Genomic DNA, 20,747 nt, shown 5'->3' with positions numbered 1-20,747 from the left:
GCGCTGACCAGCCGTCGGCGTCCCGTTCCACATCGCCCTCGAACAGCCCCTCCGGGAGTCGCAGCCCCTCGGCGAAGCCCTCCGTGTCGGCGGCGGACGGGCGTGATGTCGCCGCCTGCGCGGACGGCGACTGCGAGATCGCGGTGTCCGCTCCGGTGACGGTCCGGTTCAAGAGCCCGGCCGGTCCGGCGACGCTGTCGGTGACCGAGGTCGGGCCGAACAAGGTCCAGTACACGGTGAAGTCGGGCAATGGCCGGTCCCAGGGCGGGGCGAGCGGTCCGGGCCAGGGATGCATCACCGTGCTGCGCGACCACGGCAGCAGCAACTCATGCGGACGGGTGGACACCATGCGGCCGGCCGCTCAGCCCGGCGCCGTGGTGATCCTGATGGCGGCCGGGGAGGACGGCACGGCGATCCTGCGGATCGTCTCCAGGTGACCGGCCCCGGGGGTCAGCCCTCCACCGGCGGGCTGCCGGGGGAACGGGAGTGGCGGATGCCCGCCTCGTAGGTCTCCTTGAGGTGCTGGAGGGTGTCGTCGAAGTGGCGCACACAGCGACCCGGACGCCGAGCACGGCCGCGGGCTGCTCCTCGTCGCCGCGCTCGCCGATGCCTTCGGCGCCCGCGTCACCCCCGCAGGAAAGGTCATCTGGTTCCGGCGCCGGGTGCGGGGCGACCGGATCCCGGCACCCCGCACCGCCTCCTCCCCGCCGTAAAGCACCGGCACCGCGAGGGGCACCGGATCGGGTACGGCTACGCCGCCGCGGCACCGCCGGCCGTGACCGGTGAGGGGAAACGCGGCAGTACGTGGTCGGTGAGTTCGGCCAGTACGTCCTCGACGGGGCGGTCGCCCGGTCGCAGGTTGAAGGAGACATGCGCGACGCCGAGGGCCGACATCTTCTCCAGGTGTTCCACGAGGCCGTCCCGGCCGGTGCGGAGTCCGAGCCGGATGGACGTGGCGGGGGCCGCGGGATCGGGCAGGAGGTCGAGCATCATGGGGGTCAGATAGGGCTTGGGGCGGTCGGCCGTCAGCCGTTGCCACTTCTCCGTCTTCAGGCGGAGCGCTCCCAGGTCGCGCGGGTAGTTGAGGCTCGCGTCGACGTGTTCGGCGATCCACTCCGGGCTCTGCTGGGCATTGCCCGCGACCGCGATCGGGATGGTCCCGCCGGTCGGCTTGGGCAGCACATCGAGCTGCCGGTCGGCGGTGAGGCCGAGCCGTGGCAGTTCCATGCCCTGGCCGGGCGGCGGGGTGGACCAAGCGGTGCGCAGCACCTCGACGCCGTCGCGGAAGGTTTCGGCGCGGGTGGTGAACTCCACGTCGAAGAGCGGGTATTCGACCGGACGGTCACCGCTGGCCAGGCCGAGGATGAAGCGCCCGCCGGACAGCACGTCGACGGTCGCGGCCGCCTTGGCGACCAGGAGTGACCGGCGCAGTGGCAGCACGACGGCCGCGGTGCCGAGGACGGCGCGTTCGGTGATCGCCGCGAGATGGCCCAGGTGGGTGAAGGTCTCGAACACCGACCCGGCGTCGCCGAAGTGCACCGGGTCGTACAGCGGTACGTCCCGGACCCACAGCGCGGCGAATCCGGACTGGTCGGCGAGGCGGGCGAGTTGGGCGTGCGCTTCGAGGGACGGCACACCGAAGGGGCGGCCCGCCTTCCGGTCGGTGGCCGCCCGGGACTGTCCCCAGTCGTTGTCCAGGGGGAGTTCCAGGCCGAGGGTGAGGCGGCCGCCGTGGGGGTGGGTCAGGCGGCTCAGGGCAGTGGACATGACGCGAAGACGGCTTCCAGGAGAGGGGCAACGGGGGCGGGGAGGGAAGGGAATCAGGGGCGAGAACGGGCCGCGCCGCCGCGGCCGGCTGATGAGCACGGCCGCGGCGGCGCGGTCGAGAGAAGTGGTGTCGGGTCAGTTGAGGGTGTCGGGGTCCGGCCCGGTGCGCTGGCCACGGTCCAGAGCGTTGATCGCCTCGATGTCCTCAGGGGTGAGGGTGAAGTCGAAGACGTCGATGTTCTCCCGGATGCGGGCGGGGGTCACGGACTTGGGGATCACCACGTTCCCCAGCTGCAGATGCCAGCGCAGAACCACCTGCGCGGGCGTCTTGCCGTGCCGCTGCGCTATCGCGGCCAGGGCGGGGTCCTGGAGAAGCGCGCCCTGGGCCAGCGGGCTCCACGCCTCGGTGGCGATCTTGTGCTGGGCGTGGAAGTCCCGCAGCTGTCCCTGCTGGAGGTAGGGGTGCAGCTCGACCTGGTTGATGACCGGGACCACACCGCTGTGGTCGAGCAGCCGCTGCAGGTGGGCGGGCTGGAAGTTGGACACGCCGATGGCGCGGGTGCGGCCGTCGGCCAGCAGCTTCTCCAGGGCGCGCCACGTGTCCAGGTAGCGGTCGCGGGCGGGGGTGGGCCAGTGGATCAGGTAGAGGTCCACATAGTCGGTGCCCAGCTTGGCCACGCTGGCGTCGAAGGCCGCGAGGGTGGAGTCGTATCCCTGGTCGGCGTTCCACAGCTTGGTGGTGAGGAACAGCTCCTCGCGGGGGACGCCGGAGGTGGCCAGGGCGCGGCCGACCCCGGCCTCGTTGCCGTAGATGGCCGCGGTGTCGATGCTGCGGTAGCCGGCCTCGATGGCGGAGAGCACCGCGTCGGTGGTCTGCGCGTCCTCCACCTGGAAGACGCCGAAGCCCAGCTGCGGGATCTCGAGGCCGGTGTGGAGGGTGAGGCGGGGTACGGAGGTCATGGAGTCCTTCTCGGTTCGCTGGTGCTTGCGGGTATTCGCTGGTGCTTGCGGGTAGGTGTGGTGGTCCGGGGTCAGCCGAGCGTCGCGAGCGCGGTGGTGGCGATCCCGTGGTCCTGCTCGGGCGCGCCGCCGCCCACGCCGATCGCGCCGATCAGCCGGCCGTCGCGGTGGACCGGGACGCCACCGGCGAGGAACAGCAGCGGCCGGTCGAGGGCGGTGGGCAGGGTGTGGAAGACGCCTCCGGGCTGGACCGCGTCGACCAGGTCCGCGGTGGGGGCGTCGAGCTGCAGTGCGGTGAACGCCTTGCGGGTGCTGGTCTCCCCCGCGATCAGTACGGCCCGGTCGTCGCGCCGGAAGGCCAGGAGATGGCCACCGGCGTCGAGAACGCTGATCGCGGCCGTCACCCCGGCCGCCTCGGCGGCGGCGCGGGCGGCCTGGAGGAGGGCTTCGGCATCCTCGGTCGTGAGAGGGGCGACGGCGGTTTCGGTGGTGCTCATGGCGGGTCGGTCTCCTCGATGGTGGTGGTGCTGTTGGGTGACGGGTGGCTCAGTGCCGGGCGGTGGAAACACGGACCGGCTCGCTGGTGGCGCCGTCGTGGACGTGGCGGGTGTCGCGGCGCTCCAGGGCGGCGGAGAGGACGGCGAGGGCCAGGGCGGATCCGGCGAGGATGGCACCGACCCAGTTGGGGGCCGTGTAGCCGAGTCCGGCCGAGATCACCAGGCCGCCGAGCCAGGCCGAGAGCGCGTTGCCCAGGTTGAAGGCGCCGATGTTGACGGCGGAGGCGAGAGTGGGGGCGCCCGCCGCATGGTCCAGCACCCGCTTCTGCAGCGGAGGAACGGTCGCGAAGCCCAGGGCGCCGACGAGGGCGATGGAAACGGCGGCCGCGATCTTGTTGTGGGCGGTGAAGGTGAACGCGGCCAGGACCAGCGCGAGCGCGCCCAGCGACACGTACAGCATCGGCATCAGCGCCCGGTCGGCGAACCGGCCCCCGAGGAGGTTGCCGCCGACCATGCCGAGCCCGAAGAGGACCAGCAGCCAGGTGACGGAGGAGTCCGCGAAGCCGGCGACCTCGGTCATCATCGGCGCGATGTAGGTGATCGCGGCGAAGACACCGCCGAAGCCGAGCACGGTCATCGCCATGGCCAGCAGCACCTGCGCGTTGCGGAAGGCGGCCAGCTCATGGACCAGGTGCACACCCTCCGGCTTGGGGATGTCGGGGATGAGCTTGGCGATGCCCGCCAGGCCCACCACGCCGAGCGCCGCCACGAGGAAGAAGGTGGTCCGCCACCCCAGTGACTGGCCGATCGAGGTGCCCAGCGGCACGCCGACGACGTTCGCGACGGTCAGGCCGGTGAACATCATCGAGATGGCACCGGCCTTCTTCTCGGGGGCGACCAGGTCGGCCGCGACGACAGAGCCGATGCCGAAGAACGCGCCGTGCGCGAAGGAGGCGACGATCCGGCCCACGGCCATCACGCCGAAGGCGGGGGCGAGCGCGGAGAGCAGATTGCCCACCACGAACAGCCCCATCAGCAGCATCAGCATGTTCTTGCGGGAGATCTTCGTACCGAGCGCGGTCATCAGCGGTGCGCCGACCATGACGCCGAGCGCGTAGCCGGTCACCAGGAACCCGGCGGTGGGGATGGACACACCGAAGTCCCCGGCGACCTCGGGCAGCAGCCCCATGATCACGAACTCGGTGGTTCCGATCCCGAAGGCCCCGATGGCGAGGGCCAGCAGTGCGATGGGCATGAAAGTTCACTCCAAGTGATTGCTACCGCCCTTTACGAGCGTCCACGATACTTGCATACACACTAATTGCAAGCGCGCTATATTGCTCAGGCTGTGTATCACATCACCGTCACCACCGCGGGGCCCGGCCCCGCCTCATCCCGCCCCACCCAGGAGGCACCCATGCCCACGCCGGACCTCGACGCCACTCCCCTCGCCCAGAGCTGGTGCGCCCTGTCACTGCTGCACAGCGGGATCGAGACGCATCTCGAGGGGGCCCTGCACACCCGCCATGGGCTCAGCGCCCGCGAGTACGCGGTTCTGGACGTACTGAGCCGACAGCACGACGGGGAGAACGGCCATCTGCAGATGAAGCAGGTCGGCGAGGCCGTCGCCCTCAGCCAGAGCGCCACCACCCGCCTGGTCACCCGGCTCGAGGACCGCGAACTCCTCTCCCGCTACCTGTGTCCCACCGACCGGCGCGGGATCTACACCAATGTCACCGAGGCCGGTCTGACCCTGCTCCGCCAGGCCCGGCCGACCTACGAAGAGGCCCTGCGCGAAGCGCTCGACCTGGCCGCCCGGGACCCGAGGCTCGCCACCCTGGTCGCGGCCGTGGCGTCCTTGGAGGCATCACCCCCTGACGCTTCGTCACTCCGGATTCCGGGGTGCGGACTCCCCGGCTGACCTCACACCCCCGAGGCGAGCCCACCCGCCAGTGGCCCCGCACCCGGCTCCCGCTCGTCCGACAGCACCGTCTCGCGGAACGAGGCGACGACGGGCCGCAGATCGACGTGGTGCCATACCGCCCACAGGTGAACGGACGCCTCGTGCCAGGGCAATGTGCGCACGGCCACGGCGTCCGTCGCCCCGCGCACCATGCTTCTCTGCACCAGCGCCAGCCCGAGGCCGGAGGCCACCAGGCCGAGTGCCGTCAGCGGGTCCGCGGCGTCGAGCCGGATGTCGGGCGTGAAGCCGGAGGCGACACACGCGGCGACGAACGTGTCCCGCCACACCGGGTCGCCCGGCTCCTCGACCGCGATCCACGGCTGGCCGTCCAGGTCCCGCGCCGCGATCGTCTCGCGCGCGGCCAGCGGATGGCCGGCCGGGAGGACGAGCAGCAACGGGTCCTCCAGCAGCGGCGCGGCCCGCAGCACGGGGTCGTCGCGGTCCGGCGGCTCCCGCACCAGGGCGATGTCGAGGCTGCGCTGGCGCAGTCCCTCGAACTGCTCGGCCGCGGGCATGCTGTACAGCGCGACATGGATGCCGGGGCTCTCCTCCTGCAGCCGGCGCAGCGCCCCCGGCAGCACCCCCGTGTGCATGGCGTCGGCGACATAGCCGATGCACAGGCCGCCCTCCTCACCCCTGCCCAGCCGGCGGCCCAGGTTCTCCAGCCGGTCGGCATGGCGCAGCAGGGCCCGGGCCTCGCTGAGGAAGATCGCGCCATCGCGGGTGAGCCGGATGCGCTGCTGGCTGCGCTCGAACAGGGTGAGGCCGAGGTTCTTCTCCAGTTGGGCGATCTGCCGGCTGAGAGGAGACTGCGAGATGTGGAGTTGCTCGGCGGCGCGGCCGACGTGTTCGGTCTCGGCCACCGCGATGAAGTAGCGGAGTTGGCGCAGGTCAAGCACGTAAGACCTCCGAGGACTCAACTCTATCCAAGAGAGTCTTGGACAGTCTGAAGTACCGATCCTACTGTCGAAGACGCAAGAACGGCGGACCGGCCGGAAGCCATGAGTCCGCCCCCTCTCCTCTCTTCGCAAGGACCTTTCATGACCATCAAGTCCCTGCTCCCCGGTCGCCTCGGCTTGGGCACGGCACCGCTCGGCAGCATGTTCCGCGACGTCTCCGCCGAGGAGGCCGCCGCCACCGTAGACGCCGCCTGGGACCACGGCATCCGTTACTACGACACCGCTCCCTTCTACGGCGCCGGCCTGGCGGAGATACGCCTCGGCGACGCGCTCGCCGGGCGCCCCCGCGACCAGTACGTGCTCAGCACGAAGGTGGGTCGGGTCATCCTCGACGAGGTGGAGGACCCCGCCGACCGTGACTTCGGCGAGAAGGGCGGCCTGTTCGAACACGGCCGTCCCAACAAGATCGTGCACGAGTGGACGGCCGACGCCACCCTGCGGTCGATCGAGGACAGCCTGCGGCGCCTGCGCACCGACCGGCTCGACATCGTCTGGGTCCACGACGTCGCCCAGGACTTCCACGGAGACAACTGGCTCGCCGTCTACGAGACCGCCCGCACCGGCGCCTTCCGCGTACTGCAGCGGCTGCGCGACGAGGGCGTGATCAAGGCATGGGGACTCGGCGTCAACCGCGTCGAGCCGGTGGAGCTCACCCTCGACCTGGACGAGCCGAAGCCGGACGCGTTCCTGCTCGCCGGGCGCTACACGCTGCTGGACCACGACCGCGCGCTGCAGCGGCTGCTCCCCACGGCGGTCGACCAGGGGGTCGACCTCGTCGTCGGCGGCCCGTACAGCTCCGGCATCCTCGCGGGCGGCACCCACTTCGAGTACCAGGACGCGCCCGCGCACATCATCGAGAAGGTCACGCGCATCAAGCAGCTCGCCGAGCGGCACGGCATCAGCGTCAAGGCGGCCGCCCTGCAGTTCGCCCTCGCCCATCCGGCGACCGCGGCCGTGATCCCGGGTGCCACCCGGCCCAGCCGTATCGCCGAGGACGTCGCGGCCCTCGACGAGACCGTCCCCGCGGCGTTCTGGACCGAGCTGCGCGACGCCGGACTGGTCTCCCCCCTGGCTCCCCTGCCCACCGACTGATCCACCCTCCCGTCCTCCCACCCCGACAGGAGCATTTCCATGGCCTCCACCACCGCCTCCCTCGACCTGCCCGTACCACCCGAGCGGGTGTGGCAGCTCATCGGCGGCTTCGACTCGCTGCCCGACTGGCTGCCGTACATCTCCGAAAGCGTCCCGTCCGAGGGCGGCCGCGTCCGCCATCTGCGCAACGAGGAGGGCGGTGTGATCGTCGAGCGGCTCGTGGCCTTCGACGACGCGGCGCGCTCATACAGCTACGCCATCCTCGACGCGCCGTTCCCGGTGACCGACTACCTGTCCACCCTGACCGTGCGCGAGGTCCCCGGCCGGTCCGGCGCCTCGCACGTCGAGTGGTCCGGGACGTTCACCCCCACCGACGTCAGCGAGGACGAAGCGGTCGCGCTCTTCCACGGCATCTACGCCGACGGTCTCGCCGCCCTGCGGAACACCCTGGAGGGCTGACCGCCTGACGGCCCGCCACGCGGAAACGCCTGACGGGCCGCCGCGCGGAAACGCCTGACGCCCCGCCGAGCCGAACGCCTCGGAGACCGCCCGCCCGGGAGCACCACGCGCCCGGGCGGCGGCGTTGGCGGCGTTCCCCAACCCAGGCTCAGGACGCGGGCGTATGGGCGGTGGACCGCCGGACCACCAGCTCGGCCGGGAACTCCCGGCGCCGGGCGGGCAGCGTGCGGTCCTCGATCCGCTCGATCAGCATGCGCACGGCCATCCGCGCCATGTCGGTGATCGGCTGCCGCACGGTGGTCAGGCCGTACGCCTCCCACGCGGCCATCGCGATGTCGTCGTACCCAACCACCCAGACGTCCTCGGGGACCCGTACGCCCAGGGAGATCGCGCCGTCGACGGCGCCGAGGGCGGTGAGGTCGTTGGCGCAGAAGACGGCGGAGGGGGGATGCGGGCGGTCGAGCAGTTCGCGCATCGCGGCGCGCGCCGTGTCGTGGGAGAAGTCCCCCGGCCGCACCAGTTCCGGCGCCAGCGGGCGCCCCAGTTCGCCCAGCATCTCGCGGAAGCCGCGCTCCCGGTGGAGCGCGGTGCTGGCCGACTGCGGTCCGCGCAGAAAACCGATGCGCTCGTGTCCGGCCCGCACCAGGTACCGGGCGGCGAGCCGCCCGCCGGCCACATTGTCGGCGGTGACCTGGTCGCAGCCGATGTGGTCCAGCCCGCGGTGGAGCAGCACCACGGGCTCGTTGCGCTGCAGCGCCTCTTCGAGCGGCTTGGACATCTCGGTGACCGTCGTGAACAGGAGCCCGTCCACCGCGCCTTCGCGGATGGCCTCCAGGGCGCTGGCCTCGCTCGGTCCGGTGGCGTTCCACAGGGTCATCCGCTGCCCCGCGCGGCCGAGTTCATCGCCGACCGCTTCCAGCAGCTGCGGATAGAAGGGGTTGGTGATGTCCGCGACGACCACGCCGATCGTGCCCGCGCGCCGGGTGCGCATGGCCCTGGCGGCCGCGTTGGGGTGGTAGCCGGCCTGTTTCATGGCGGTCAGGACGCGTTCCCTGGTCTCCGGGGAGACCCGGGCGCTGCCCTGGAGCACCCGGGAGACGGTCGCCTGTGACACTCCGGCCAGCCGGGCCACGTCCTGACTGGTGACCACAGCTCCTCCGTAGGGCCGGATCCGCGGGGCCGGATCCGGTCCCGACGGTGCTTTTGGGTGTTTACGTAGTCATCCTAGCGGCGTGCCCATCGGCGGCCCGCAGGGGTGCTGAGCAAAAGATCTTCGGGGGGCATGTTTACGTATTCATGACGGAGGCGTACGGTCCCATGAATACGTAACCACGCGCCGACGAGGCGCCGAGAGATTGGCTCCGCCATGGTCCTGACCCTGAAAGCCGCCGCCGCCGAGAAGAGCACGCCCGGCAGCAGCAGCCCGGAGGTCATCGACGCCGTCACCGGGATCATTTCCGACATCCGCTCCCGCGGCGATGTCGCCGTCCGTGAGTACTCCGCCCGGTTCGACCGCTGGGAGCCGGAGTCCTTCCGGCTGACGGCGGAGGAGATCGAGGAGATCGTCGCCCGCGTTCCCGAGCAGGTGCTGGAGGACATCCGCTTCGTCCAGCGCCAGGTGCGCGCCTTCGCGGAGCGGCAGTTGGCCTCGCTGGGCGAGTTCGAGATGGAGACCCTGCCGGGCGTTTCGCTGGGGCAGAAGCACATCCCGGTCGCCGCGGCCGGTGCCTATGTGCCCGGTGGCCGCTACCCGCTGCTGGCCTCGGCGCATATGACCATCGTGACCGCCAAGACCGCGGGGGTGCCCCGGGTCGTGGCGTGCACACCGCCCATCCGGGGCGAGGTGCCCGAAGCCACGATCGCGGCCATGTATCTGGCCGGGGCCGATGAGATCCATCTGCTGGGCGGGGTGCAGGCCATCGCCGCCATGGCCCTGGGCACCGAGAGCATCGGCAAGGTCGACCTGCTCGCCGGGCCGGGCAACGCCTATGTGGCCGAGGCCAAGCGGCAGTTGTTCGGCGAGGTGGGCATCGACCTGTTCGCCGGGCCGACCGAGACCCTGGTGGTCGCCGACGAGCACGCCGACCCGTTCATCGCGGCCGTGGACCTGCTCAGCCAGGCCGAGCACGGCCCCGACTCCCCGGCGGTGCTGATCACCACCTCGGAGCGGATCGGCCGCGAGGTCATCGCGCACATCGAGGAGATCCTGCCGGACATGCCGACCCGCGATCTGGCCGGGCCCGCCTGGCAGGACCACGGCGAGGTCCATGTCGTCGGCGACCTCGACGAGGCGTACGCACTGGCCGACTCCTACGCCAGCGAGCACGTCCAGATCCTCACGGCCGAGCCCCGCAAGGCCCTGGACGCCATGCGGAACTTCGGCGCGCTGTTCCTCGGCGAGGGGACCTGCGTCTCCTACGGGGACAAGGTGATCGGTACCAACCATGTGCTGCCCACGCGCGGCGCGGCCCGCTACACCGGCGGGCTGTGGGTCGGGAAGTACCTCAAGACGGTCACCTACCAGCAGGTCACCGACCCGGCGTCGAGCGCGCTGCTCGGGGAGGTCTGCGGCCGGGCGGCGCGCACCGAACTCTTCGAGGGCCACGCCCGCTCCGGCGACGTCCGGGCGGCCAAGTACGCGGGGCGACCGCTGAGTTGGGCCCCCGGCCACTCCTACGACGCCTGACCCATCCCATCGGCATCCGCGCGGAAGAGCCACGCGGAAGAGGAGGAGGCAGCCATGCCCTCCGGAGCATCGACGGCGTCAGGGGCCCCGGCCAGGCGGGCACTGACGTCCAGCACCATCGGCAGCGTGATCGAGTGGTACGACTTCACGATCTACGGGACCGCGGCCGCCCTGGTCGTCAACCGGCTGTTCTTTCCGCAGGTCAGCTCGACCGCCGGGATCATGGCCGCCTTCGCGACCTTCGCGGCCGGGTTCCTGGCCCGCCCGCTGGGCGGGTTCGTGGCCGGGCACTACGGGGACAAGGTCAGCCGCAAGGCCACCCTCGTGGTGACACTGACCCTGATGGGATCGGCCACCACCCTGATCGGCCTGTTGCCGACGCACGCCCAGATCGGTCTGTGGGCCCCCGCCCTGCTGGTCTTCCTGCGCCTGGTGCAGGGGTTCGCGGTCGGCGGCGAATGGGGTGGCGCGGTGCTCATGGCGGTCGAGCACGCGCCGAGCGGCCGGCGCGGTCTGTACGGGGCGTGGCCGCAGACCGGGGTCTCGGCGGGGCTGCTGCTGGGCACCGGTGTCTTCAGCGCCGTATCCCTGCTGCCCGATGAGCGGTTCCTGGCGTGGGGGTGGCGGCTGCCCTTCCTCGCCAGCGCGCTGCTGGCCACCGTCGGCCTCTACATCCGCTCCCGGATCTCCGAGCCCGAGTCGATCGCCCAGGCGACCGAGAGCGGAGGGCGGTCCCGGCGGCCGCTGGTCGACGTGGTGCGCAGGCACCCCAAGGAGGTGCTGATCGCCGTCGGTGCCCGGTTCGCGGAGGGCGGCAACTACTACATCTTCACCGTCTTCATCCTCACCTATCTCTCCGAACAGCTGGACCTGTCACGGCAGGTGGGGCTGACGGGGGTGATGGTCGCCGCCGCGGTGGACATCGCGGTGATCCCGCTGTGGGGCGCGCTCTCCGACCGGGTGGGCCGCCGGCCGGTGTTCATCGGGGGCGCGCTGTTCATGGCGGCCTTCGCGGGACCGTTCTTCCTGCTGGTCGACACCCGGTCGCCGGTGCTGATCTGTCTGGCCCTGGTCGTGGTCATGGCCTTCGGGCATGGTGCGGTGTTCGGCCCGCTGGCCGCGTTCTACGCCGAGTTGTTCCCCGCCCGGGTCCGCTACAGCGGAGTGTCGATCGGTTATCAGGCGGGCAGTGTGGTGCTCGGCGGTTTCACCCCGATGCTGGCCACGTCGGTGATCGTGTGGAGCGACGGGGCGTCCTGGAGTCTGATGCTCCTGGTCGCCGCGGGCGCCCTCGTCGCCGCGGCGACGATGGTGGCCGCTCCCGAGACCTTCCGCCGAAGCCTGGACGCGGAGCCGGGCGGGGCCGTTCGGGACGGCGCTCCGGATCCGGAGGCGGTCACGACGTCGAACTGAAAATTCCCAGTGGACAGGTGGGCGGGTTTCCGGCGGGCCGATGGGCCGGAAACCCGTCCATTTCGTTTCTCCTACGGCATGTCCTCGGCGGCCTGAAACTCCTACGGATATCCCACCCGCCCCGCCGAAATGGGTTTCTGAAGGACACACGAGCGGCCACAGGTGTTGATGCGACGCCCACCGTGCCTTTATCGGGCAGGAGTTCGACGTCCGTCCACCGCTTCGGCGTGGCCGATCCGGTTCCGTTGCACATGTCGATGTGATGGCCGCTCAGTTCACCGCGACGCAGGCGTTCCCGCATTCTCCCGCCCCCTCCGCCCCTGGTAGAGCTTGCGCCCCAGCCGGGTCTCGGGCCGTCCCCGCAGGGAAATCCGGCAAGTCGAAATTCCGTCAGCCGCACGGGCCCCGCTTTTTGGACTTTACCAATGCATTACCATGTCGGTGAATCGATAAATCGTTTCCTCATATCTACGATCGCAAGCTATGACCGACGCTCCCCGCGACAACTCCGCCACCCGTGCCCGCTGGCAGACGTGTCTCAAGCTGGCCCGCGAACTCCTCCTCATCGGGCCGGACAACAGCGACCTCAAACTCGAATATCTCCATACCCTGATCGACACCGGCCGCCTCGGCCCCACCCACCACCCCCGCAAGAAAATCCTCATCATCGGCGCCGGTATCACCGGCCTCGTGGCCGGCCGTCTGCTCAAGGACGCGGGCCACGACGTCACCATCCTCGAGGCCAACACCGGCCGCGTCGGCGGGCGCATCAAGACCTTCCGCACCACCAAGCACCATCAGCCGTTCGACGACCCCGCCCAGTACGCCGAGGCGGGCGCCATGCGGTTACCCGACTTCCATCCGCTCGTCCTCGCCCTCGTCGACAAACTCGGGCTCGGCCGCCGCCAGTTCTACAACGTGGACATCGACCCCACCACCGGCAGCGGCCCCGATGTCCCCGCCCTCCCGGTGACGTACACCTCCTTCACGGGCCGCACCTGGAGCTACGGCGACGACAGCCCCGACTTCCGCGAACCCGACAAGCGCGGCAACACCTGGATCCGCGCCAACCGCGTCCAGGTGCGGCGCGCCGACTACGCCACCACCCCGGAACGGATCAACGAGGGCTTCCACCTCACCGACGACGAGGTTCGCGCCCCCGCCGTGCGCATGGTCGACGACGCGCTGGAGAGCGTGCGGGACTACTACTCCGACGTGGTGGACGGGCAGCGCGTCAACAAGCCGTTCGACCAGTGGGTCGAGGGCTGGGCGCGGGTGATCCACGACTTCGACGGCTCTTCGATGGGCGGCTTCCTGCGCGACTACGCCGGGCTCAGCGATGAGGCCATCGAGGCCGTCGGAACGCTGGAGAACATGTCCTCGCGGCTGCACCTCTCCTTCTTCCACAGCTTCCTGAGCCACACCGACATCAGCCCCACCGTGCGCTACTGGGAGATACCGGGCGGCAGTTGGCGGCTGCCCGACGCCCTCCACCGGGGCCTGCGCGACGAGGTGCGGTTCGGCCACCGCATGATCCGCCTCGAGTACGACGACCCCAGCCGCGACTTTGTCCCAGGCGGCACCGGCGCCGTCGGACCCGGCGGGTGGGGCGTGGCCGTGCAGACCGTCGCCGAGGACAATCCGGCGGGCCCGACCCAGCTGTGGACCGCGGACCTGGCGATCGTCACCATCCCGTTCTCCACCCTGCGCTTCGTGGAGATCGTCCCCTCGATGTCGTACAAGAAGCGCCGGGCCATCATCGAGACCCACTACGACCAGGCCACCAAGGTGCTGCTGGAGTTCAGCCACCGGTGGTGGGAGTTCACCGAGGACGGCTGGCGCAACGAGCTGGAGAGCATCTCACCGGGTCTCTACGACTACTACCAGCGAGGCGGCGAGAGTGGCGCCGCGCCCGCCCCCGCGCTCACCGAGGCGGGCATCGCCGATCTGCTCGGCGCCGCGGTCAAGGACAGCGGTGTCACCGACGAGGTGCGGCAGTTCAACAGCACCATGCCGCTGCGCGGCCCCGCCGTCCGCCCCGCCACCCACTGCTTCGGCGGGGGCTCGGCCACCGACAACCCCAACCGGTTCATGTACTACCCCTCGCACGAGGTCGAGGGCAGCACCGGTGGCGTGGTGCTCGCCTCCTACTCCTGGTCCGACGACGCGGCGCGCTGGGACTCCATGCGGGAGGCGGAGCGCTATGTCTACGCCCTGCGGAACCTCCAGGCCCTGCACGGCCGCCGCATCGAGGTGTTCTTCACCGGCCGGGGCGCCACCCAGAGCTGGGCCCGGGATCCGTACGCCTTCGGCGAGGCCGCCACGTACACCGCGCACCAGATGACCAGCTTCCACCTGGACGCCTCCCGCCCCGAAGGCCCCGTGCACTTCGCCGGGGAGCACACCTCCCTCAAGCACGCCTGGATCGAGGGCGCCCTGGAGAGCGCCGTCCGCGCCGCCCTCGCCGTCCACCAGGCCCCGCCCGTCACCACCCCGGGCCCCGGCCAGGGGGGCCGCTGATGACCGAGCTCACCCCCGAGTGCACGGTCGCCCGCTATCTGGCGCGCCGGCTGGCCGAGTTGGGCATCACCCATCTGTTCGGCGTGCCCGGCAACCACCTCGGCCCGTTCCTCACCGTCCTGCGGGCCGAGGGCGACATCGAGTGGGTCGGCACCCCCACCGAGGGCGGCGCGGGCCAGGCGGCCGACTCCTACGCCCGCCTCCACGGCATCGGCGCGGCCGCGGTCACCTACAGCGTCGGCGCGTTCAACCTGCTGGGCGCCTGTGGCGGCGCCTATGTGGAACACGTCCCGCTCGTCGCCATCAACGCCTGCCCGCCGTACGAGCAGTGGCAGAACTACCGCGCGCTGGGCCTGCTCACCTCGCATATGAGCCCCCGCCGGGAGAGCAATCTGGACGTCTACCGGCAGGTCACCGTGGAAGCCCAGGTCATCTCCAACCCGGGCCTGGCCCCGGGCCAGATCGACGCCGCGCTCACCGCCTGCCTGTCCGAGCGCAGGCCCGTCTATCTGGAGGTCATGGAGGACCTGTGGGACGAGCCCTGCGCGGTGGCCGAGGAGCCGCTGCTGCGCCGCGAGCGGCCGTTCAGCGCGCGCAACCGGACCATGCTGGCGAGCGCCGTCGACGCGATCCTCGCGCTGATCGAGGAGCATCCCGGCCCGGACGGCAGGCCCCGCCCGATCGTCTGGGCGGGCGAGGAGGTCGAGCGGTTCCGCCTCGATCGGCAGCTCACCGACCTGACGCAGGCCACCGGGGTGCCGTTCTGCACCACCGTCGGCGCCAAGGCCGTCGTCGACGAGCGGGGACCGCAGTTCCACGGCGTCTACAACGGCAAGGCCAGCCACCCGGATGTGCACTGGATCTTCAAGGACTGGGCCACCTGCCGGATCGGCCTCGGCGCCTGGTCCACATCGAAGAACCTCAACGGGGAGCAGTGTGTCGGCACGGACTGGGTGATGGCCGCCCAGGGCGGGGTCGGCGTCGGCACCCGGTACTTCCCCGACGTCCAGCTCACCCGGCTGATCCCGGCCCTCCAGGACGCGCTGGTGGCGCGCTACGGCTCCGGGGGCCTGACCGGCGACTACTACGCCGAGGCCCACGCCCACCAGGGCGCGCCCGACGACCGGCCCGCGAGCCTCCAGGACCACCGCGCCACGCTGCGGACCGCCGGCTCGTCGTCCCGGTCCGGCGAACGGCTCACCTACGACGGCGTGTTCGACCGGATCAACCACTTCCTGGGCCGGGAGACCCGGGAGGACTGGACGGTCGTCTCCGACGCCGCGTTCTCCCTCATCGGGTCGATGAACCTGACCCTGCCCGCGGGCGGGTTCCTGTCGCAGATCAGCTGGCTGTCCATCGGCTGGTCGGTCGGCGCGGCCACCGGCGCCGCGCTCGCCCCGGAGCGGGGCCACGCCCGCCCGATGGTGTTCGTCGGCGACGGCGCCTTCCAGGAGACCTGCCAGGAGATCTCCACCCACACCAGGCTCGGGCTGCGGTCGGTGGTGTTCGTCATGGACAACGGACACTTCTACGGCATCGAGCAGATGCTGGTGCACCCGTCCTACTTCGCGGACCGGGACGCGCGCGACGCGGACACCACCAATGGCGCGGACTTCTACAACGTCCTCCACCCGTGGCACTACGACCGCCTCGCGGAGGTCTTCGCCGGCGAGAAGACCCCGGCGCACGGGGTCGGCATCGCGCACACCGACGACCTGGACGAGCTGCTGGCCCGCCTCACCGACCCCACCGACCCCGTCAACGCCGGACCACTGCTGGTCCGCGTCCGCCTGCGGAGGCACGACTACCCGCGGGCGATGGCATACAAGCTGGAAGAGGAGTAGGGACATGTCGGAATTCATCAACGTGATGATCGCGTTCGACGCGGTCTCGATCGCCAAGCGCTACCCCGACGCGTCGCGGAACCCCGACGCGCCGACGCAGGTCGACCACGCCCTGATCTACATGACGACGCGCCAGGACCGCGTCGTCGGCACCTCCGGGGCCGAGCTGAACTTCCGGGCCAACCCCAGGGACATCATCCGGTGGCGCGAGACCACGCTGTCGCTCAACAGCGAGTACTGCGCCTTGCTGTACCGGTACCTGAGCGGCGACCAGCTCATCAGCAAGCCGCGGATCGTGATCGGCGACGGCACCTACCCGATCCCGAAGGACGGGGCCACCGACCAGCCGGATTTCGAGACCCAGGACTATCAGGACCACTACTGGGAGGCGGACGTCAAGAAGACCGGCCAGGTCACCTACCGCTTCTTCTTCCAGCTCCTGGACAGCGACCAGAAGTTGGTGGGGTACTTCCAGTGGGACCCGTTCATCACCATCGACAAACGCTCCTGACGGGCATCGCCGCGACCGGGTAGCGGCACGTCACGCAGGCGGTGCGGACACCGCACCGCCTGCGGGGCATGGTCCGGTGGTGCCTTCGGGTGACGATCGGGGTCCATGGGCCGTGTCCAGGGCGTCTTTCCGAGTGGGGTTGCGTTTGTCCTGGTAGGCCGTAGGGGACCCGGGGCCGGAAGATCCGTCCGATGTCCATGGCCAGGAGGTGCCCCCGTGAATCAGCAGGAGCAGCGTCATCCGGTGGAACAGCACCCGCAGCCGGAGTTCCCGCAGCAGGACCAGGCGCATCCCGGCGAGACGGAGGCGATGGAGCCTCGGCCCGATCATGGCGAGAACACCTACGAAGGCCACGGGCTGCTGAAGGGCCGGCGCTCCGTGATCACCGGGGCCGATTCGGGGATCGGCCGTGCGGTCGCTCTCGCCTTCGCCAGGGAAGGCGCCGACGTGTGCTTCAGCTATCTGCCCGAGGAGGAGAAGGACGCTCAGGAAACGGTGCGCCTCATCGAGGCGGCCGGGCGCCGGGCAGTCCCCTTCCCCTGCGACATCCGCGAGGAAAGCGCATGTCAACGGCTGGTGGACAAGGCGGTCGAGGCGTTCGGCGGGATCGACATCCTCGTCAACAACGCCGCCTACCAGATGTCGCGGCCCGAGGGGCTGGAAGAGATCACGACCGAGCAGTTCGACCGGGTGATGCACACCAACCTCTACGCCATGTTCTGGCTGTGCAAGATGGCTCTGCCGCACATCCCGGAAGGCGGCAGCATCATCAACACCACCTCGGTACAGGCGTACAAACCCAGCCCGCATCTGCTCGACTACGCCACCACCAAGGGCGCGATCGTCACGTTCACCCAGGGGCTGGCCGGCAATCTCGCCGAGCGCGGCATCCGCGTCAACGCCGTGGCCCCCGGCCCCGTGTGGACGCCCCTGATCCCCGCCACGCTGCCGGACACCTCGACCTTCGGACGCCAGAGCCCCCTCAACCGCCCTGCGCAACCCGCCGAGATGGCCCCCGCCTATGTCTTCCTGGCATCGCAGCAGGCCAGCTACATCACCGCCGAGATCGTCAACGCCACCGGGGGCACGCCGCTGCCCTAGCGCGACCGGCGCCACACCGGCTCAGGACCCCGCGTGGAAGACCTCCGCGGCGTGCGCCGCCGCCGGGGCGCTCAGCAGGGTGTGGAGCCGGTGGAACAGTTCGCCCGCGGCCACGCCGTTCCACTCCTCCGGGAGGAGTTCCAGGGGAAGTCCCGGGTCGCGGTAGGGCATGCGGCGCCACTGGGTCAGCATCGGCGCATAGGTACGGAACGCCTCCAGCGGTGGCGGCTCGTGCCGTGTCACCGCGTCCAGGACGGGACGGTAGCGGTCCAGGAAGTCCGCGTACAGGGCGGTGAGTTCGTCCAGGTCCCACCAGGAGCGGACCTTCTCCCGCAGGTCCCCGAAGCCGAAGTGGTCACCGGTGAAGATGTCGACGTACGCGGACAGTTCCCGGCGTTCCAGGGTGCGCCGGGTCTCGGCCGCCAGGTGTCCGGGGGCGATCCAGACGCCCGCCGCGGCGGTGCCGAAGCCCAGCCGGGTCAGGGTGGTGCGCAGTGCGTGCCGCTTCTCGCGCTCGGACTCGGGCACGGAGAACACCACGAGGACCCAGCCGTCCTCGCGGGACGCCCTGGCCTGCCGGAAGATGCGTACGTCCCCCTCGGCAAGGGTCTGCAGGGTGGACTCGGCGAGCGAGTAGCCGGCAAGACCGTCATGGCGCTCGCCGCGCAGCACATCGCGGCGTTTCATCCGGGAGACCGAGGACCGCACGGCCCGGCTCTCCACGCCGAGGTCCGCCATGAGGCTGATCACCGAGGCGACCGAGAGCCAGTTGTGCTCGCCCCGGGCGTAGAGGCCGAAGACCGTGAGGATGAGCGGGGCGTGGCGGGACTCCCGCTCGCCCGCTGGGGTGGTGGCCGTTGTCGTCTGCGCGGTCATGTACCGGCACCCTAACGCCTGGCGCGGCGGAGTGATCACCTGCTCCCGGACGGGGCCCGGTGCGCCGCCGCACCGCGCGACCGGCCCGCCGGGGCCGTACGGGAGGGGGCTGACACCCCACCCCCCGCTCCGACGGGTCCGCCTCACCCCCCGGTGTGCGGCGCCACGAGTCGTTCCTCCGGGATCACGGCCACACCGAGGATCTCGATCATGGCCTCGGGCTGCCACAGCGCCGTGCAGCCGATGCCCGCCATGGCCGGGTAGACCGGCCCGGCGAGTTCGCGCCAGATCTTGCCGATCTCCTTGCCGTGCGCCTGGTAGCCGGGGATGTCGGTGAGGTAGATGGTCACGCTCACCAGGTCCTCGGGCTGTCCGCCGGCCTCGCGCAGCGTGGTGAGCAGGTTGCCGAACGCCTGCCGGAACTGTTCGACGATCCCGCCCGGAACGATCTTCATGTCGGCGTCGAGGGCGGTCTGTCCCCCCAGGTGGAGCGTGTTTCCGACGAGTGTTCCGTGTGAGTAGCCGCTGGGTGTCGGCAGGGTGGTCGGGTTCACGGGGACGGGGGTCATGGGGCCTCCGGCTCGGTTGCGTTCCGTCCTGTCCCACGGTCGGGCAGGTCCATCCAGGTGTATTGACTTTAAATGACGACCGTGAGAAACACGAGACATCGGATCCTGGTCCCCGACTGAACGGAGCCGACACCATGGAGCCCGACCTCAGCAAATACCGCCTCGAAGGCGACAATTCGATGTACCGGCTGCCCAGCGGCATCGTCGCCCCCGTGGTGACGCGCGGCGGCCTGGAGAGCGGCAACACCGCCGACTCGGGCGGTGCCGTCCGCGTCTCGGGCGTGAGCATCCAGCACACCCCGGCCACCCGCCTCTGGTTCGGCAAGGTCAGCAATGAACCCGGCTACCGCTCGGTGACCCACCACCACGGCGAGGCCGAGACCGGCGGCTACGTCCTCTCCGGCCGGGCCCGCATCTACTTCGGCGAGCGGTTCGAGGACTACGTCGACATGGAGGAGGGCGACTGGGTCTTCGTACCGCCCTTCATGCCGCATGTGGAGTGCAACCTCTCCCGCACCAAGCCGCTGACCTGGATGACCACCCGGACACCGGAGAACATCGTGGTCAACCTGCCCGACGTGGCCGACGCCGAGCTGCGCGACTGGCTGGACCGCTGATGTCCGGGACGCCCCCCACCTCGGCCGTCTTCACCGCCGCCGTCACCCTGAAGCCCACCCAGCCCGAACACTTCGACCTCGCCTTCACCGCCACCACCCAGCCCTGCCCGTGGCCCAAGGCATACGGCGGCGATCTGGTCGCCCAGGCCGCGGCGGCGGCCATGCGGTCGGTGACCGACGGCAAGTCACTGCACTCGATGCACAGCTACTTCCTGCGCCCCGCCGACATCGGGGCCGAGGTGCGCCACGAGGTGGAGGTGTTGCGCGACGGGCGCGGCTACAGCACCCGGCAGGTGCGCGCCTATCAGAACGGCAAGCCGCTGTACGTGTGCCTGGCCGGCTTCGCGGCGGGCGAGGCCGGGGCGGTCTTCGACACCGCGTTCGCCGACGAGGTGCCCGGCCCGGAGACCCTGCCCAGCTCGGCGGAGTACCTCGCGGAGCGCGACGGCGGGTCCATGACCGAGGAGTCCAAGGCGTACTGGTCCGGCGGTCGCGGCTTCGACATGCGGCATGTCCCCGGCCCGCTCTACCTCACCGTCGAGGGAGAGCGCGTTGCGCACCAGGCGGTCTGGCTGAGGCCCTTCGACCCGCTCCGCCCGGTCGACGGGCTGACCGACGCCGGGCGGGACCTGGCCGCCCTGGCGTACGTCTGCGACTACACCATCCTCGAACCCGTCCTGCGCGTGCTCGACCTGCCCTGGGCCAGGCCCGGTCTGGTCACCGCCAGCCTCGACCACGCGATGTGGTTCCACCGTCCGGGGCCACTGGGCGACTGGCTGCTCTACGTCCAGGAAGCCGTCGCCGCCGACGCCGGCCGCGGCCTGGGCACGGGCCGCTTCTTCACACGCGATCACCGCCACCTGGCAACCGTCGTCCAGGAGGGCCTGATCCGTCCCACCTGACCCGCCGCGCT

Annotated in this window: 20 protein-coding genes; 12 read left to right on the top strand and 8 right to left on the bottom strand. The window is 70.7% G+C overall.

Features of this window, described 5'->3' with window-relative positions:
• Positions 1 to 83: 83 nt before the first annotated feature.
• Positions 84 to 437: a hypothetical protein gene (locus J8403_RS36175; RefSeq protein ID WP_246586154.1), complete on the top strand. Its 354-nt coding sequence runs from the start codon at positions 84 to 86 to the stop codon at positions 435 to 437.
• A gap of 313 nt (positions 438 to 750) precedes the next feature.
• On the opposite strand, the gene J8403_RS36170 is transcribed toward J8403_RS36175, so the two are convergent.
• From J8403_RS36170 to J8403_RS36155, 4 genes are all read right to left on the bottom strand, one after another.
• The gene (locus tag J8403_RS36170; protein ID WP_211126840.1) at positions 751 to 1,767 is read right to left on the bottom strand and encodes a TIGR03571 family LLM class oxidoreductase; all 1,017 of its coding nucleotides are present in this window, start codon (positions 1,765 to 1,767) and stop codon (positions 751 to 753) included.
• Positions 1,768 to 1,902: 135 nt separating this feature from the next.
• Positions 1,903 to 2,727, bottom strand: a complete 825-nt coding sequence (locus J8403_RS36165; protein WP_211126839.1) for an aldo/keto reductase — start codon at positions 2,725 to 2,727, stop codon at positions 1,903 to 1,905.
• Positions 2,728 to 2,798: 71 nt separating this feature from the next.
• Positions 2,799 to 3,224 (bottom strand): GlcG/HbpS family heme-binding protein, encoded by a 426-nt coding sequence (locus J8403_RS36160; RefSeq protein WP_211126838.1) that lies wholly within the window; start codon positions 3,222 to 3,224, stop codon positions 2,799 to 2,801.
• 49 nt (positions 3,225 to 3,273) lie between these two features.
• Positions 3,274 to 4,479 (bottom strand): MFS transporter, encoded by a 1,206-nt coding sequence (locus tag J8403_RS36155; RefSeq protein ID WP_211126837.1) that lies wholly within the window; start codon positions 4,477 to 4,479, stop codon positions 3,274 to 3,276.
• Between the two features lie 162 nt (positions 4,480 to 4,641).
• Between J8403_RS36155 and J8403_RS36150 the strand changes: the two genes are divergently transcribed.
• Positions 4,642 to 5,145, top strand: a complete 504-nt coding sequence (locus tag J8403_RS36150; protein WP_211126836.1) for a MarR family winged helix-turn-helix transcriptional regulator — start codon at positions 4,642 to 4,644, stop codon at positions 5,143 to 5,145.
• A gap of 2 nt (positions 5,146 to 5,147) precedes the next feature.
• On the opposite strand, the gene J8403_RS36145 is transcribed toward J8403_RS36150, so the two are convergent.
• Entirely contained in the window at positions 5,148 to 6,086 is a 939-nt protein-coding gene (locus J8403_RS36145; protein WP_211126835.1) for a LysR substrate-binding domain-containing protein, read from the bottom strand.
• Positions 6,087 to 6,227: 141 nt separating this feature from the next.
• Here J8403_RS36145 and J8403_RS36140 point away from each other — a divergent pair, with 141 nt between their 5' ends.
• Complete coding sequence (locus J8403_RS36140) at positions 6,228 to 7,238, top strand: aldo/keto reductase (RefSeq protein ID WP_211126834.1); 1,011 nt, start codon at positions 6,228 to 6,230, stop codon at positions 7,236 to 7,238.
• 39 nt (positions 7,239 to 7,277) lie between these two features.
• Positions 7,278 to 7,697 carry an SRPBCC family protein gene (locus J8403_RS36135; protein ID WP_211126833.1) on the top strand — a complete coding sequence of 140 codons (420 nt, stop codon included), beginning with the start codon at positions 7,278 to 7,280 and terminating at the stop codon, positions 7,695 to 7,697.
• Between the two features lie 148 nt (positions 7,698 to 7,845).
• On the opposite strand, the gene J8403_RS36130 is transcribed toward J8403_RS36135, so the two are convergent.
• Complete coding sequence (locus J8403_RS36130) at positions 7,846 to 8,847, bottom strand: LacI family DNA-binding transcriptional regulator (protein ID WP_211126832.1); 1,002 nt, start codon at positions 8,845 to 8,847, stop codon at positions 7,846 to 7,848.
• A gap of 216 nt (positions 8,848 to 9,063) precedes the next feature.
• Here J8403_RS36130 and hisD point away from each other — a divergent pair, with 216 nt between their 5' ends.
• The 6 genes from hisD (at position 9,064) to J8403_RS36100 (ending at position 17,772) form a co-directional block, all read left to right on the top strand.
• Positions 9,064 to 10,383, top strand: coding sequence for a histidinol dehydrogenase (hisD, locus tag J8403_RS36125; RefSeq protein WP_211126831.1), 1,320 nt, complete (start codon positions 9,064 to 9,066; stop codon positions 10,381 to 10,383).
• A gap of 54 nt (positions 10,384 to 10,437) precedes the next feature.
• Complete coding sequence (locus J8403_RS36120; protein ID WP_211126830.1) at positions 10,438 to 11,796, top strand: MFS transporter; 1,359 nt, start codon at positions 10,438 to 10,440, stop codon at positions 11,794 to 11,796.
• Positions 11,797 to 12,279: 483 nt separating this feature from the next.
• Positions 12,280 to 14,316 carry a flavin monoamine oxidase family protein gene (locus tag J8403_RS36115; protein ID WP_211126829.1) on the top strand — a complete coding sequence of 679 codons (2,037 nt, stop codon included), beginning with the start codon at positions 12,280 to 12,282 and terminating at the stop codon, positions 14,314 to 14,316.
• Positions 14,316 to 16,160, top strand: coding sequence for a thiamine pyrophosphate-binding protein (locus tag J8403_RS36110; RefSeq protein WP_211126828.1), 1,845 nt, complete (start codon positions 14,316 to 14,318; stop codon positions 16,158 to 16,160). The genes J8403_RS36115 and J8403_RS36110 overlap by 1 nt, the downstream gene beginning before the upstream one ends.
• 4 nt (positions 16,161 to 16,164) lie before the next feature.
• Positions 16,165 to 16,671 (top strand): inclusion body family protein, encoded by a 507-nt coding sequence (locus J8403_RS36105; RefSeq protein WP_211126827.1) that lies wholly within the window; start codon positions 16,165 to 16,167, stop codon positions 16,669 to 16,671.
• Positions 16,672 to 16,887: 216 nt separating this feature from the next.
• The gene (locus J8403_RS36100; protein ID WP_246586153.1) at positions 16,888 to 17,772 is read left to right on the top strand and encodes an SDR family oxidoreductase; all 885 of its coding nucleotides are present in this window, start codon (positions 16,888 to 16,890) and stop codon (positions 17,770 to 17,772) included.
• 21 nt (positions 17,773 to 17,793) lie between these two features.
• Here the strand turns inward: J8403_RS36100 and J8403_RS36095 are convergent, their stop codons facing one another.
• Together J8403_RS36095 and J8403_RS36090 are read right to left on the bottom strand one after the other, a co-directional pair.
• The gene (locus J8403_RS36095; protein WP_211126825.1) at positions 17,794 to 18,648 is read right to left on the bottom strand and encodes a PaaX family transcriptional regulator; all 855 of its coding nucleotides are present in this window, start codon (positions 18,646 to 18,648) and stop codon (positions 17,794 to 17,796) included.
• 143 nt (positions 18,649 to 18,791) lie between these two features.
• Positions 18,792 to 19,217 carry a RidA family protein gene (locus J8403_RS36090; RefSeq protein ID WP_211126824.1) on the bottom strand — a complete coding sequence of 142 codons (426 nt, stop codon included), beginning with the start codon at positions 19,215 to 19,217 and terminating at the stop codon, positions 18,792 to 18,794.
• Positions 19,218 to 19,351: 134 nt separating this feature from the next.
• On the opposite strand from J8403_RS36090, the gene J8403_RS36085 reads away from it, so the two are divergent.
• Positions 19,352 to 19,834, top strand: a complete 483-nt coding sequence (locus J8403_RS36085; protein ID WP_059149298.1) for a cupin domain-containing protein — start codon at positions 19,352 to 19,354, stop codon at positions 19,832 to 19,834.
• Positions 19,834 to 20,736 (top strand): acyl-CoA thioesterase, encoded by a 903-nt coding sequence (locus J8403_RS36080; RefSeq protein ID WP_211126823.1) that lies wholly within the window; start codon positions 19,834 to 19,836, stop codon positions 20,734 to 20,736. Before J8403_RS36085 ends, J8403_RS36080 begins: the two co-directional genes overlap by 1 nt.
• The last annotated feature ends 11 nt before the right edge of the window (positions 20,737 to 20,747 follow it).

It is taken from the genome of Streptomyces yatensis (assembly GCF_018069625.1).
Lineage (GTDB): Bacteria > Actinomycetota > Actinomycetes > Streptomycetales > Streptomycetaceae > Streptomyces > Streptomyces yatensis.
Note: the sequence above shows the minus strand (reverse complement) of the source record. Positions and strands in the feature narration are given on the sequence as shown.

Bases quoted from the DNA above. Each gene is read 5' to 3' on its own strand.
- J8403_RS36140 (WP_211126834.1), top strand. From the start codon at position 6,228: ATGACCATCAAGTCCCTGCTCCCCGGTCGCCTCGGCTTGGGCACGGCA.
- J8403_RS36115 (WP_211126829.1), top strand. From the start codon at position 12,280: ATGACCGACGCTCCCCGCGACAACTCCGCCACCCGTGCCCGCTGGCAG.
- J8403_RS36120 (WP_211126830.1), top strand. From the start codon at position 10,438: ATGCCCTCCGGAGCATCGACGGCGTCAGGGGCCCCGGCCAGGCGGGCA.
- J8403_RS36170 (WP_211126840.1), bottom strand. From the start codon at position 1,767: ATGTCCACTGCCCTGAGCCGCCTGACCCACCCCCACGGCGGCCGCCTC.
- J8403_RS36090 (WP_211126824.1), bottom strand. From the start codon at position 19,217: ATGACCCCCGTCCCCGTGAACCCGACCACCCTGCCGACACCCAGCGGC.
- J8403_RS36095 (WP_211126825.1), bottom strand. From the start codon at position 18,648: ATGACCGCGCAGACGACAACGGCCACCACCCCAGCGGGCGAGCGGGAG.
- J8403_RS36165 (WP_211126839.1), bottom strand. From the start codon at position 2,727: ATGACCTCCGTACCCCGCCTCACCCTCCACACCGGCCTCGAGATCCCG.
- J8403_RS36160 (WP_211126838.1), bottom strand. From the start codon at position 3,224: ATGAGCACCACCGAAACCGCCGTCGCCCCTCTCACGACCGAGGATGCC.
- J8403_RS36155 (WP_211126837.1), bottom strand. From the start codon at position 4,479: ATGCCCATCGCACTGCTGGCCCTCGCCATCGGGGCCTTCGGGATCGGA.
- J8403_RS36085 (WP_059149298.1), top strand. From the start codon at position 19,352: ATGGAGCCCGACCTCAGCAAATACCGCCTCGAAGGCGACAATTCGATG.
- J8403_RS36135 (WP_211126833.1), top strand. From the start codon at position 7,278: ATGGCCTCCACCACCGCCTCCCTCGACCTGCCCGTACCACCCGAGCGG.
- J8403_RS36110 (WP_211126828.1), top strand. From the start codon at position 14,316: ATGACCGAGCTCACCCCCGAGTGCACGGTCGCCCGCTATCTGGCGCGC.
- J8403_RS36080 (WP_211126823.1), top strand. From the start codon at position 19,834: ATGTCCGGGACGCCCCCCACCTCGGCCGTCTTCACCGCCGCCGTCACC.
- J8403_RS36150 (WP_211126836.1), top strand. From the start codon at position 4,642: ATGCCCACGCCGGACCTCGACGCCACTCCCCTCGCCCAGAGCTGGTGC.
- hisD (WP_211126831.1), top strand. From the start codon at position 9,064: ATGGTCCTGACCCTGAAAGCCGCCGCCGCCGAGAAGAGCACGCCCGGC.
- J8403_RS36105 (WP_211126827.1), top strand. From the start codon at position 16,165: ATGTCGGAATTCATCAACGTGATGATCGCGTTCGACGCGGTCTCGATC.